We start from the raw sequence: 11,930 nt of genomic DNA, 5'->3' as shown, positions 1-11,930 counted from the left end.
TACTCAGCGCTGCTGGGGGGGCTGGGGCTTGAAGCGCCACAGCAGGTGGCGGTCGAGCGGGGCGCGCAGCCTGCGCCAGGCGCGGCGCGCACGCTCGGCGGGCGACACGGGGTTGAGCAGCGCCTGGATGCGTGCCAGGCGCAGGGGCAGTTGCGCGTGGCGCGCGGCCATGGCCGCCGGGTCGATGTGCTCGGCCAGTGCGGCGATGTCGTCGATGAAGGCGCACTGCTCGGCCTCGGCGCAGTAGGCCTGCGCGGCGTGCTGCGCGGCCTTGCCCTTGCGCTGGCGCAGGGCCGGGTCGTGCAGCAGGCGCTGCATCCAGGCCGCCGCTTCGTCGACCGAGGGCTCGGCCCACACCGTCGTGCTGGGAATGTAGGGGGGGCGGTACTGGATCACCGTGCCCTGCGTGGGGATGAGGCGGTGGCCGACCAGGCAGGCAGAGCGTTCGCTCATGAAGGACATGTTGCCCGACCACGCGGTGGCGATGACCGGCTTGCCGAGCAGCATGGCTTCGAGCAGGCCGAGGCCGAAGCCTTCGGCGCGATGCAGGGAGACGAAGACGTCGCAGCTCGCGAACAGCGCCATCACGTCGGCGTAGTCCATGGTCTCGGCGATGATCCGGATGCGTGGGTGCGCGGCGACGCGTTCGCGCAGCTGGGCGACGGCGGGCAGCTCCTTGCCGTTCCAGCGCGGGTTGTTGAGCTTGATCAGCAGGTGGGCATCGGCGTGCTCGCCGACCCCCTGGATGAAGGCGTCGATGACCGCGTACGGGTTCTTGCGCGCGAGGCAGCTCAGGGGTTCGAAGGCGAAGACGAAGATCACGCCCTGCGCGGGCAGGCCGAAGCGCTGGCGGTCGGCGGTGCCCGGGGGCGGCGCCAGCGGCTGCATGCCGCGCACGGTGCGCAAGCCCGGGACGCCAAAATCGAAGGCGTAGCGGATGAAGTCCGAGCTCGATACGGCCACATCCAGGGTCTGCAGCACGAGCCGGTCGGCCTCGGGGATCTGCGGCAGCTCCCACACCGGGAACGCGGCGTTGAGGCAGCCGTCGCGCAGCATCAGGGCCTGGAGCTCGTCGGCATGGGCGGCGATCGCGTGCGCCGGCATGACGAAGAAGTTGTGGCGCTGCGGCAGGTCCTGCGGCCGTGCCACGCAGAGGTGGGCGAAGCGCTTGTCGGCGCCCCCGCGGCCGCCACCGAGGTCGAGATCGAGGGCGCGCACGTCGATGCCGCGCCCGAGCAGGGCGCGGATGAGGTTGCGCACCGACACGCCCAGGCCGGTGGCCGACGAGACGTAGCCGATGACGTTGAGTTCGGCGCGCGGCGAGGCGGGCATGGTCAGGTGGGTCGCCTCAGGTGGGCAGTGCCGGGTGCGCGGCGGCCCGCAGATTGCCCGGGCGCGTCGTGCGGGTGCTGCCGGTCTGCCACTGCGTGCGCAGGGCGATGATGCCCTCGGCCTCGGAGCGCGCGCGGTTGAGCGTGGGGCTGTAGGCGCTGAAGTGCAGCAGGCTCTCGGCGTAGAAGATGTTCTTCAGCACGTCGCCGATGTCGATGCTGACGCGCACGCTGAAGGTGCCGTTGTTGAACGGAAAGCGTTCGATCGCGATCTGCACCTCGTGGTCACCGGGCGGCAGCGTGTCGGGAAAGGTGCCGGGCGGACTGACCGTGGTCCACACGTAGAAGAAGTCGATGGTGTGCAGGCCAAAGACCAGCAAGGGTCTGGGCAGCGGGCGATGCACGCGCAGGCTGAGCACGAAGCGCGGCGAGGTGCCCTCGGTGACGGTGCTGACGTCTTCGCCCTGGTCGTTGGTGAGCCTGATGCCGATCAGCTCGACATCGCCGGTGCTGGCGACGCGCTTGGCCTCGCTGCTTTGCGCCTGCACCTTCTCGTCGTTGATGGCGTAGAAGCGGTTGCAGATCTCGGGCGCGGGGCCGTCGGCCAGTATCCGGCCGTGGTCGAGCAGCAGCACGCGCTTGCACAGGCGCTCGACCTGGCGGATGTTGTGCGACACGATCAGCACGGTGCGGCCTTCGTGCTTGATCTGGCTCTCGACGCGCTCGAAGCACTTGCGCTGAAAGGCGAGATCGCCGACGGCGAGGACCTCGTCGATGATCAGGATGTCGCTCTCGAGGCTGGTGGCGACCGAGAAGGCGAGCTTCACCTGCATGCCCGAGCTGTAGCGCTTGACCGGCGTGTCGATGAAGGCCTCCATCTCGGCGAAGGCGACGATCTCGTCGAACTTGCGGTCGATGAGCTTGCGCGGCATGCCCAGGATGGTGCCGTTGAGATAGACGTTCTCGCGCCCGGTGAGGTCGCCGACGAAGCCCGCGCCGACCTCGATCAGGGGCGCGACGCGGCCGCGCACGCGCACCGCACCGTGGGATGGCCGGGTGATGTTGGCCAGCAGCTTGAGCAAGGTGCTCTTGCCCGCGCCGTTGTGGCCGATGATGCCGAGCACCTCGCCTTCGTCGACCGTGAACGACACGTCGTCGAGGGCGCGAAAGGGCGGGCGCACCGGTGCGGGCCGCCCCACCAGCCGGCCGAGCCCGCGCATGACCGTCTGCTTGAGGCTGGCGACCTGCCCGAGGCGGTATTCCTTCGAGACGTGATCAAGCTCGATGACCGGCCGCGGCAATGGGTTCAGGCTCCATGGGGCTGCAGGCCGCGGCCGACACCGTAGTAGTGCCAGCCGTCGCCTTGCAGGCGTTCGGGGTTGTAGAGGTTGCGGCCATCGACGATGACCTTGCCGCGCAGCAGGGTCTCCATCTCGTCGAAGTCGGGCGCGCGGAACTGCTGCCACTCGGTGCAGATGGCCAGTGCATCGGCGCCCTCGAGCGCGCTGTACTTGTTGCTGCACAGGGCGAGCTCAGGACGCTCGCCGTAGATGCGCCGCGTCTCGTCCATCGCCACCGGATCAAAAGCCTGCACCTTGGCGCCCGCTTGCCACAGGGCCTCGATCAGCGTGCGGCTGGGGGCCTCGCGCATGTCGTCGGTGTTGGGCTTGAAGGCCAGGCCCCAGACGGCGATGGTCTTGCCGCGCAGGGCTTCGGCGCCGCCGAAGTGGCGGGCGAGCTTGGCGAAGAGGGTGCTCTTCTGGCGGTTGTTGACCGCCTCGACGGCCTTCAGCAGCGGGGCGTCGTAGCCGATCTGGTCGGCGGTACGGCCCAGGGCCTGGACGTCCTTGGGAAAGCACGATCCGCCATAGCCGCAGCCGGGGTAGATGAAGTGGTAGCCGATGCGCGGGTCGGCGCCGATGCCCTTGCGCACCTCCTCGATGTCGGCGCCCAGCAGCTCGGCCATGTTGGCCAGCTCGTTCATGAAGCTGATCTTGGTGGCGAGCATCGCGTTGGCGGCGTACTTGGTGAGTTCGGCGCTACGCACGTCCATGAACTGGGTGCGGTCGTGGTTGCGGTTGAAGGGCTCGTAGAGCTCGCGCATGCGCTCCTGCGCCTTGGCCGAGCGGGTGCCGATGATGATGCGGTCGGGCTTGAGGAAGTCGCCGACGGCTGCGCCTTCCTTGAGGAATTCGGGGTTGGAGACGACATCGAAGGGGATCGCTTCGCCGCGCTCGGCGAGGATCTGCTCGACCTTGGCCTGGACTTTGTCGGCGGTGCCGACCGGCACGGTGGACTTGTTGACGATGACGCGGTAGCGCGGCATGTGGCGGGCGATGCTCTCGGCGACCGCGAGCACGTACTGCAGGTCGGCCGAGCCGTCTTCGTCGGGCGGGGTGCCCACCGCGATGAACTGAACCTCGGCGTGCTTGACCGCCTCTTCCACATCGGTGGTGAAACGCAGCCGGCCTTCGGCGACGTTGCGCTCGACGATGGGCTGCAGGCCGGGCTCCCAGATGGGGATGACGCCGGCCCTGAGCTTGTCGATCTTGGCCTGGTCGACGTCCATGCAGACCACGGTGTGGCCGACTTCCGCCAGGCAGGCGCCGGTGACGAGACCGACGTAGCCGGTGCCGAAGATGGTGAGTTTCATGAGGGGCTCGTGCTTGCAAAGGATTGAGCGGGCATCTGCATGGGGCAATGATGCGACGCCGCAAGCCTAGCCGGTAAAGATGACGCCTTCAACGGGCAGGCGTCACGGTTGTCTGCTTTGGCCTTGCTGGCGGTGTCACAGGCGTGTGCGTACTTGGGCACGGTGGCAAGGGGAGGTCACACCTTCGTTGAAGCGAGAGCGGTATCCTGTGCGCAATGCGCAGGCCGATTTTCTGGTGACGCACAACGGTCGGGGTTTTGCGTCTGTTCGTTTTCGCGGGCTGGCGGTCGTGACGCCAGCGGCGTTTTTGGCCCATCTTGAAGAGGAGTTGCGATGACTACCCTCAGTGTTCGCCTGCCGGATTCTGTGCATCGCAACGCACGTCTTTATGCCGAGCGGGAAGGCACATCGTTAAACCAACTCGTTGCCACCGCCGTGGCCGAGAAGCTGGCGGCGCTGGGTGCGGAGGAGTACATCCGGCAGCGCGCCGAGCCAGCCGACGACGACGCTTTCGAGGCCGCGCTGGCGGCCGTGCCGGATGTGCCGCCGCGCGAGGGGGATTGACCCGAACTTCGAAAAGACGGGGATCGCATCAATGGGGCCTGACCCCCAATACTCGCCAGCGGCGGTATCATCGGTGCATCTATCCGCGACACAGTAACGGGGCCCGGCCCCGATTCTTCTGATGAGATTGACGGCACAACAAGCGGGGGTGATTCGGCGCGCTGCGGTGGAGGCGTTTGGCCCTGATGTGGAGCTGCGGCTTTTCGGGTCGCGCGCGGACGACCGGCAGCGTGGTGGCGACATCGATCTTTACGTTGCGACGAAGGAGAACGATCTCGAGCGCCTGGCGCGGGCCGAGCTTGATTTCCTGGTGCAGGTGAAGTCGAAGATCGGAGAGCAGAAGATCGACCTCCTGCTTGATTACCCGTCTCGCCGGCACCGCCCGCCGATTTTAGATATTGCGCGTGCCACTGGAGTGCCATTATGAGCAGCTCGTCCGTCGCGGTCTTGCGCCTGAGGGATGCGTGGCGCCAGGGCGAGCGACATGTCCATCACATGCAACACGCGATGCGCGCGCTACAGCCCTTGCTTCCATTCGATGAGGCGCGGTTTGCCGGGCTGACGGATGAACAGATTCAGGATGTCGATCAGTTCATCTTGCGATTCAGCAAGTTGCAGGATGTGATCGGCGCTCGCCTCTTTCCGGCAATCCTGGATTTTCTGGAGGAGCCTTTTGAGGCACGGCCGATGCTGGACAAGCTGAATCGGCTGGAAAAGCTGGGCTTCCTGGAGAGTGTCGAGCGCTGGCAGTACCTGCGTGAAGTTCGCAACCGCTTTACACACGACTACCCGGATGATCCAGAGCGCAATGCGGTGAATCTGAACCTGGCGATTGCAGCCGCCACCGAGCTGCTTGGCCTGATGAGTGCGCTTTATGGACGACTCGCGGGCGAGCACCCCGGGCTGGCGCTTGCAGGATTGAGCTAGCGCGATCGTGTTGGCTTGAAAAGCATCATAAATGGCATAAATGGGGTCTGACCCCAATTACTCGGTCCTCGCGGCCGCTTGGGCGTCTGTCGCGCATCTCTGCTCGCCGGCATCGCCCAAATGCGGCTGCCTCATCGGCCTGGACGTGTTGAGCCTCGCGCCGTCAAGCGACGACCAAAGCCACGCCGACTACTCACGCAGCCCCGGCAGGAAGTGCGCCGCGAGCTTCTCAAGAAACGACATATGCATGCCATGGCGCTCTTAATGCCATTGGGGTCATAATGCCATTGGGGTCAGACCCCAATTACTCCACTTACTATTTTTTCTATTTCTTTATCCCCGGCGGCGCAGGACGCCGAGTCCGAACAGGCCGATGCCGAGCAGGGCGAGGGCGCCGGGCTCGGGCACCGCTGTGACCCGGATGTTGTCCAGGCCCACTGCCGAGCTGCCGTTGCCGCTGCCTTCGACGAGATAGAAGTTGATATATCCCGCGTCAAAAGTGGGGTAGGCGAGGCTCACATCGAAGGTCCCACGCGTGGTGACCGAGGGCGCGGCGAAGCTGAGCAGGTTGATGATGCTGTTATCGGTCAGGATCAGCTCTGCGACGAAGGTGTCGTTGTTGGCCGTGTTGTTGGCGTCGAAGACGTAATCGAAGCTGATGGTGAGCAGTTTGGGCTGGGCGAGGGTGACGGCGTCCAGCGTGAAACGCAGCGACATCGTGGACGAGGCTGTGGCGTTGGTGCCGCCATTGGGCGCGCCACCGAGGTTGCCGCCTTCGTCGCCGATGACGAGGAACTGGTTGGCGGCCGCACCGAAGAAGTTGTCGAAGGTTGTGTTGCCGAGGGTCGGCGTACCGCTGTTGCCGTCGATGGCATTGTTGCCGGCACGAACGTTGAACGCCGCCTGGCTCGCATTGCCATTGCCGGTATTGGAGAAGGTGGCGAGCGGACTGCCGCTGAGCTCGGTGGGGTTGTTGGCGAGGATGTTCGCAATCGTGCGGACGGGGTTTGCGGTGGTGACGCCGCTGACACCCTGGAAATCTTCACTCAACAGAACCTGCTGGATGGGGGCCGCAAGCGCGCTACCCGAAACGGACAGGCTCGCGGTGGCGATGAGGGCTGCAATGTTCTTGTTGTTGAGCATGATGAAGACGTCCGATCAAGGTGGGTGTTCGAGGGCCTGCGCCTGGATTAAGCCGCACAGAAGTGCAGTTGTGATATAGAAGCAATAAATATGCCCATTTTGCGTATCGAATAAAGCTTTATGAATATCAGGGGCTTGCAAAATGGCTTCTGCGGCTACGCGCCTGCCCGAGACGATCGGGGGGTGTCACTGTAAAAATTTTCGACATGTTGCTCAGTCGAGTCCCGGTCCCCTGTTGCTGCCGCGCCGCCGGCGCGCAGGCGGCCGCCCGCCGCGGATGACGCTGACCAGCATCGTGGCGATGAACACCGCCAGCGTGGCGGTGTTGGCGAGGGCGCCCCATTGGCGCAGCGCCAGCGCATTGGCGACGCCGCCGGCCACGCGCAGCGCGAGCGAGGCGTGCAGCAGCGCCAGCGGGACGTAGAAGAAGGGGTGGTAGGGGATCTTTACCTTGGCCACCGCGGGGAAGATGATCGGCGCGTGGCCGAACACCATGGCGAACACGAAGCCGAGCGCGATCGCGTGCATCGCGGTGTCGTGCAGCGCGTCGCCCGCGGCAAAACCGCCGGCCAGCCCGGCCAGCCCGCCCAGCGCCAGCCACAGGTAGCCCGAAAGCAGGCAGACGGCGATGAAGCGGGTAAGCCCGTGCTGGCGGGCGTTGTGGCGGGCGATGTCGAAGACGAGCAGCCAGACCGCGAGCGCGAGCAGGCCGGCGCCGAACAGCTGCAGGCCGTGCTCGGGCTCGATCGGGGTGAACAGCATGCCGGCCAGGATGAGCGCCGTCACCAGGATGAAGCTCGGCGCGGCCGCGGCGCGTGCGGGCAGGAAGCGGGTCAGCTCCAGACGTTCGCCGGCGATGGTGAGCACGAGGAAGCCCAGCCAGAAGGGCACGGCGCCTTGCAGGTCGGCACTGACGAACCACAGCAGGTTGCCGAGCAGCCAGCACACCGCGCCCAGCGCGAGCGTGACGGTGAACAACGCGAACTGGCGCTGCATGACCTGGAAGCTGCCAAGCAGCAGGATCAGCGCAGCGCCGACGAAGAGCGATTGCGCCACCCAGTGCGGCGCGTCCAGGATCAGCAGGAGGCCGCCGAAGCCGGCCGCTGCCGGGCCGAGGTAGCCCCACAGGCCCTCCAGCGCCACGGCGCGCTCGAGCGTGATGACGGTGCCGAAGAAGGCGCAGATCATCAGCGCGGCGTGGATGCCGGCCTGGGCCGCGCCGAAGTCGGGCACGGCAAGGCCCAGGCGGGCGAGGCCGGCGAGCACGCCGGTCAGCAGTGCCGCCAGGCCGAGAATGAGGAGTGGGACGCGGGCGGGCGGCGGCAGCCCGGTCATTTCTTCCAGCCGAAGTGCGAACGCGCCTCGGCGCCCATCATGTCGGGGCTCCAGGGCGGGTCCCACACCAGCTCGACGCGGATGTTCACTTCCGGCGGGATCAGCGGGTCGAGCACGGCGTCGATGTCGTCGAGGATGACGTCGGCGAGCGGGCACGCGGGCGAGGTCATCGTCATGTCGATGTGGACCTCGCCGGGCGCGCAGTCGATGCGGTAGATGAGGCCGAGATCGACGATGTTCATGCCGACTTCGGGGTCGATCACGCGGCGCAGCGCGTGGCGGATGGCTTCGGGGTCGGGCGTGGCGGTCATGGTTCGAGGTTCTCGCGGGTCTCGGCCGGTGAGCCGTGCTGGCACGCCGCCATTGTAGGGATCAACGCGGCGAGACTCCATCCATGGTGTGGCTGCGCTGCGCGGGCCCCTCGACGACCTCGACCGTGGCGCCGAGCTGACCGGGGGTGAACCACCAGCGGGTGGTGCGCTGCGGGCCGGCGATCTCGGCGCCGACGCGGCCGTCGGCTTCGATGCGGCGCACGCTGGCGGCAGGCGTGGCCGTGGCGGCGGTGGGGAACATGACGACGAGGAACTGGTCCTCGCGGGCGTCGCGCTGGGGCATCAGCTCGATGCGCCAGGCCCCGGGTTCGGCGCGGCCGTGGCCGAGCCTGGCGATGGCGGCCTGGGCCTGGCCGTCCTGGTCGTAGTTCCTGCCATCGACGAAGAACTCGAAGCCGGGCCCGCCGATGCTGTGCAGCAGCGGCTCGCGCGGCAGCAGCACATGGCCGTGCAGGCGGCCGCCGCTGCGGCCCGGGAGTTCGCTGGCGGGGATAAAGAGGTCGAAGCGGTCGCCGCCGAGCACCGGCGCGTCGATGGAATGGAGCAGCCAGCGCTTGCGGAACTCGGCCCGGGTGGCGACGACGTCGTCGAAGACGACGACGGCGTCGTTGACGTGGTCGTAGCCGAACACCCGCCACAGGCGCTCGACGCGCCGTGTGCGGTCGGCAAAGCTGCCGCGCCCCGACTGGCTGTTGGTGTAGGCCGGGGTGAGGTCGGCGACGACGACCGACAGCTGGTCCTCGAGCAGCTGGGCGACGATGCGCCCGGTGTGGTAGGTGTCGCGCCGTTGCTGCCATTGCTCACGGTCAAGCGGGGCGCCATCGACGCCCCAGCCCGAGCCGATGCGGCGCTGGCCGCCGTCGTTGGCGTAGTGGCGCGGGGTGGCATGGTCGAAGCCGGGCCCGGGCTGGTTGTCGGCGGGGTCGGTGACGGTGACGAGGTTGTGGGCGATGCTCTGGTAGGCGTAGTTCATGTGGTGCTCGGAGCCGTAGGCCGGGCCGTACCAGCCGCTGTCGATCGCCAGCGGGCCACCTCGATAGATGGTGAAGGCGCCCTGGTCGAGATGGCTGTGCGACCAGAAGTTGTCGCCGGCCTTGAAGCTGACCCAGGTGGCGTCCTCAGACCAGTCGCTGCGCGCGATGAGCAGGCCGATGCCGTCGAACAGCCTCGCCAGCGGCAGGCGCGAGGCGGCCTGGGGGTCGATGAGGCTGTCATCCGACAGCGGGCCCCAGGGCCAGCCGGTGGGCACCGGGCCGCGCTTGGGCGGCGCCAGCGTGTAGGCGGCGGCGTGGCGGTATTCCAGCGCGAGCGGCGCGGTGTTGTCGGGGTGGCGGTTGAACCACGCGCCATCGCCCCAGCGCATGTGGGTGCCGTCGGGGCGGGTGCGGTAGACGAGGAAGTCGAGAAAGCCGCGGATCCCCGGCTCGCTGGCGAACAGGTCCTCGCCGGTGGCGGCACGCCACATCGCGGGCAGGGTGTGGATGGCCTGGCCGATGCCGACCGCCACGTACTCGCCGCCTTCGTGCCAGCCGCCGGCCTCGCCGAAGACCTGGCGCCACACCGGCAGCACACGGTTCTTCCACAGCTCGTGGGTGAAGCGCATGAAGGCCTCGCCGCGCGGGTGGTCGCCGTAGAGCGCGATGCTGCACGCCATCAGGGCCTGCAGCGGGGCGTTGTAGAGAAAGGCGTTGTAGGGCGACAGCTGCTCGCGGCGGATGACCTCGATCAGGTAGTCGCACCCCTCGGCGAGCTTGTCGCGCAGGGCGTCGCGCTCGGGCACCGTCCATTGCTCGTGCAGCCAGTCGTAGGCGATCGCGAGCGGCATGACCTGGCCGTGGCCGCGATCGAAAAAGCGCGTCTCCATCAGTCTCGCGTGCAGCGGGCCGACGTCGACGATGCCGGGCTGGATGAAGCTCGCCTGCATGATGGTGTTGATCGCCCGCGAATTGTTGCGCGCGGCGCTGAACAGCTGGTTGAGATAGGCGGGGTTGTGCGCCCGCAGCAGCGCGATGTCGGCCGCCGTGGGGTGGGGCAGACGCGGGTGCGCCATGCGAAAGCCGGGCAGGCTCACCGGTGGCAGGGCGGACGGCGGCGGGTAGGTGACGCCGGGGGCATTGACCGTGGGCGCGGGCACGGCGGTCGGCAGCGTCAGCGCGACCGTCGCCAGTAGCAACAGGGCCGGTGCGACACCCAGCACGAGCGCCACACGCCAGCCGGCGGGCTGCGGCGCGTCCCCGCGTGCAGGCCTCGCCCCGCCCGTGGCTTGCGCACGGCCGGCGGAGCGCGCCGCAAGACCGGCGTGCGCCTGCATGCGTGCCAGCACCTGCATCGTCACCCAGTGCGTGAGCCAGGCGCTGGCGGCGGCGATCAGCAGGTTGGTCGGGTCGGGCTTCTTGCCGACGGTGAAGAGCTTGAGCACCTCGGTGCCGAAGCACAGCACCAGGGCCAGGAGCACGGCGAACAGCGCCGCGCCGTGGCGCAGGCGCGGAAAGGCCAGCGCGGCGACCAGCCCCAGCGGCGCGTAGCTGCCCAGCACGAACAACAGGCTGCGCACGGCGGCCGTCTCGGTCGTGTAGTAGTGGTAGTAGAAGGGCAGGAAGCGCAGCGTCTCGAGCTTTTCTGCGGCGGCCCAAAGCGGCTGCAACTGCAGCGGCAGCAGGTCGTTGAGCGCGAGCACGAGGGCGAGGTAGAACGGGCTCGCCCACAGGGCCGCGCGCAGCACGCGCGCCGGCGAGTAGTCGAGCCAGCGCAGCGGGTGACTGTGCGCCAGCGCCACGCCCCAGGCTGCGCCGAGCGCCCGCGTGAGCACCGAGATGCCTTGGGTGGTACCGGAGGCGAGGACGATCTGCACCGCCTCGATGAGCAGGCCGAGCAGTGCGCCCGCCAGGAAGCCGGTGGCAATCCTGGGCAGCCGATGGGTTCGTGTGCGTGCCTTGAGCCCGAGCGCCAGCAGCAAGCCGAGCGGGATCATCAGCGCGGCCTCGACCAGCAGCTTGACGCCGCAGGTGAAGGCCGGCCCGCAGGACAGGCCCGGGCCGAGGCTCATGCTGTCGGGGCGGGCGAGCTTGGCGGCGAGCTCCTGCGCACTGACGAGAAAGTCGTAGGGGAAGAAGCTCAGGCCGAGGTAGCCGATCGCGTACAGGGCCAGCACGGCGAGCAAGCTGTGCGCCCCGCCACCGACGAAGCGCTGCCACAGGCCCGCCATGCGCTGCCCGGCGAGGAACCACAGCGCAGTGCCCAGGCCGGTGCCCAGACCCTCGGCGAGCAGATCGTTGCGCGACACCGTACGCGGCGGAAAGAACAGCTGCAGGTATTCGATGCCGACCGCCATCGCAAGCATCGCCGTGAGCACCAGCCCGAGCAGCAGCGTCCGTGCGATTCGCCCGAGCCGGCTGGCCCACACCGCGCCGGTGGCGAAGTAGGCGAGCACGAGGTACAGCAGGATGTTCGCCACCCAGTCGGCACGCGACCCCACCCCAAGGTCGAGCCAGGGCGTGTTCATGAAGGCCTGCCAGGCGTCCTCGCGCGGGCGGTATTCCAGCGGCACGAGGCTGCCGTAGGCAACGAACAGCGCCCACAGCAGGGCGATGCGGGCGTGTTGCCAGGCCTTGGCGGTGGCGGCGCCGGGCGGAGTGGGCATCGTGT

General features: G+C 67.9%; 10 protein-coding genes. 3 read left to right on the top strand and 7 right to left on the bottom strand.

Annotated features, from left to right (window positions below; all coding sequences use genetic code 11):
• Window positions 1-3 precede the first annotated feature (3 nt).
• Genes ACMV5O_RS00535 through ACMV5O_RS00525 form a run of 3 tightly spaced genes read right to left on the bottom strand, consistent with a single transcriptional unit; the run spans window position 4 to window position 3,984 of the window.
• Window positions 4-1,332, bottom strand: a complete 1,329-nt coding sequence (locus tag ACMV5O_RS00535; RefSeq protein WP_416161633.1) for a glycosyltransferase family 4 protein — start codon at window positions 1,330-1,332, stop codon at window positions 4-6.
• Between the two features lie 16 nt (window positions 1,333-1,348).
• Window positions 1,349-2,632 (bottom strand): ABC transporter ATP-binding protein, encoded by a 1,284-nt coding sequence (locus ACMV5O_RS00530; RefSeq protein ID WP_416161632.1) that lies wholly within the window; start codon window positions 2,630-2,632, stop codon window positions 1,349-1,351.
• Between the two features lie 5 nt (window positions 2,633-2,637).
• Window positions 2,638-3,984, bottom strand: a complete 1,347-nt coding sequence (locus ACMV5O_RS00525; RefSeq protein WP_416161631.1) for a UDP-glucose dehydrogenase family protein — start codon at window positions 3,982-3,984, stop codon at window positions 2,638-2,640.
• A gap of 333 nt (window positions 3,985-4,317) precedes the next feature.
• On the opposite strand from ACMV5O_RS00525, the gene ACMV5O_RS00520 reads away from it, so the two are divergent.
• The 3 genes from ACMV5O_RS00520 to ACMV5O_RS00510 all read left to right on the top strand — a co-directional run bounded on the left by ACMV5O_RS00520 (window position 4,318) and on the right by ACMV5O_RS00510 (window position 5,475).
• Window positions 4,318-4,548 (top strand): toxin-antitoxin system HicB family antitoxin, encoded by a 231-nt coding sequence (locus ACMV5O_RS00520; protein ID WP_416161630.1) that lies wholly within the window; start codon window positions 4,318-4,320, stop codon window positions 4,546-4,548.
• A gap of 121 nt (window positions 4,549-4,669) precedes the next feature.
• Entirely contained in the window at window positions 4,670-4,975 is a 306-nt protein-coding gene (locus ACMV5O_RS00515; protein ID WP_416161629.1) for a nucleotidyltransferase domain-containing protein, read from the top strand.
• On the top strand, window positions 4,972-5,475 hold the full coding sequence (locus tag ACMV5O_RS00510) for a hypothetical protein (RefSeq protein WP_416161628.1): 504 nt from the start codon (window positions 4,972-4,974) through the stop codon (window positions 5,473-5,475). The genes ACMV5O_RS00515 and ACMV5O_RS00510 overlap by 4 nt, the downstream gene beginning before the upstream one ends.
• Before the next feature lie 333 nt (window positions 5,476-5,808).
• On the opposite strand, the gene ACMV5O_RS00505 is transcribed toward ACMV5O_RS00510, so the two are convergent.
• The 4 genes from ACMV5O_RS00505 to ACMV5O_RS00490 all read right to left on the bottom strand — a co-directional run bounded on the left by ACMV5O_RS00505 (window position 5,809) and on the right by ACMV5O_RS00490 (window position 11,925).
• Window positions 5,809-6,618, bottom strand: coding sequence for a PEP-CTERM sorting domain-containing protein (locus tag ACMV5O_RS00505; protein ID WP_416161627.1), 810 nt, complete (start codon window positions 6,616-6,618; stop codon window positions 5,809-5,811).
• A 213-nt stretch (window positions 6,619-6,831) separates the two neighbouring features.
• A complete protein-coding gene (locus ACMV5O_RS00500) occupies window positions 6,832-7,953 on the bottom strand; it encodes a hypothetical protein (protein WP_416161626.1) in 1,122 nt (373 codons plus the stop codon).
• Window positions 7,950-8,264 carry a metal-sulfur cluster assembly factor gene (locus ACMV5O_RS00495; protein WP_324540519.1) on the bottom strand — a complete coding sequence of 105 codons (315 nt, stop codon included), beginning with the start codon at window positions 8,262-8,264 and terminating at the stop codon, window positions 7,950-7,952. Before ACMV5O_RS00495 ends, ACMV5O_RS00500 begins: the two co-directional genes overlap by 4 nt.
• Before the next feature lie 61 nt (window positions 8,265-8,325).
• Entirely contained in the window at window positions 8,326-11,925 is a 3,600-nt protein-coding gene (locus ACMV5O_RS00490; protein WP_416161625.1) for a VanZ family protein, read from the bottom strand.
• Between the last annotated feature and the right edge of the window lie 5 nt (window positions 11,926-11,930).

It is taken from the genome of Thauera sp. WH-1 (genome assembly GCF_047806685.1).
Lineage (GTDB): Bacteria > Pseudomonadota > Gammaproteobacteria > Burkholderiales > Rhodocyclaceae > Thauera.
This window is presented reverse-complemented; position numbering and strand designations above follow the sequence as displayed.

What these genes read in the sequence shown, in the direction of transcription:
- ACMV5O_RS00535 (WP_416161633.1), bottom strand. Translation starts at nt 1,332, where the DNA reads ATGCCCGCCTCGCCGCGCGCCGAACTCAACGTCATCGGCTACGTCTCG.
- ACMV5O_RS00525 (WP_416161631.1), bottom strand. Translation starts at nt 3,984, where the DNA reads ATGAAACTCACCATCTTCGGCACCGGCTACGTCGGTCTCGTCACCGGC.
- ACMV5O_RS00520 (WP_416161630.1), top strand. Translation starts at nt 4,318, where the DNA reads ATGACTACCCTCAGTGTTCGCCTGCCGGATTCTGTGCATCGCAACGCA.
- ACMV5O_RS00515 (WP_416161629.1), top strand. Translation starts at nt 4,670, where the DNA reads ATGAGATTGACGGCACAACAAGCGGGGGTGATTCGGCGCGCTGCGGTG.
- ACMV5O_RS00510 (WP_416161628.1), top strand. Translation starts at nt 4,972, where the DNA reads ATGAGCAGCTCGTCCGTCGCGGTCTTGCGCCTGAGGGATGCGTGGCGC.
- ACMV5O_RS00505 (WP_416161627.1), bottom strand. Translation starts at nt 6,618, where the DNA reads ATGCTCAACAACAAGAACATTGCAGCCCTCATCGCCACCGCGAGCCTG.
- ACMV5O_RS00500 (WP_416161626.1), bottom strand. Translation starts at nt 7,953, where the DNA reads ATGACCGGGCTGCCGCCGCCCGCCCGCGTCCCACTCCTCATTCTCGGC.
- ACMV5O_RS00495 (WP_324540519.1), bottom strand. Translation starts at nt 8,264, where the DNA reads ATGACCGCCACGCCCGACCCCGAAGCCATCCGCCACGCGCTGCGCCGC.
- ACMV5O_RS00490 (WP_416161625.1), bottom strand. Translation starts at nt 11,925, where the DNA reads ATGCCCACTCCGCCCGGCGCCGCCACCGCCAAGGCCTGGCAACACGCC.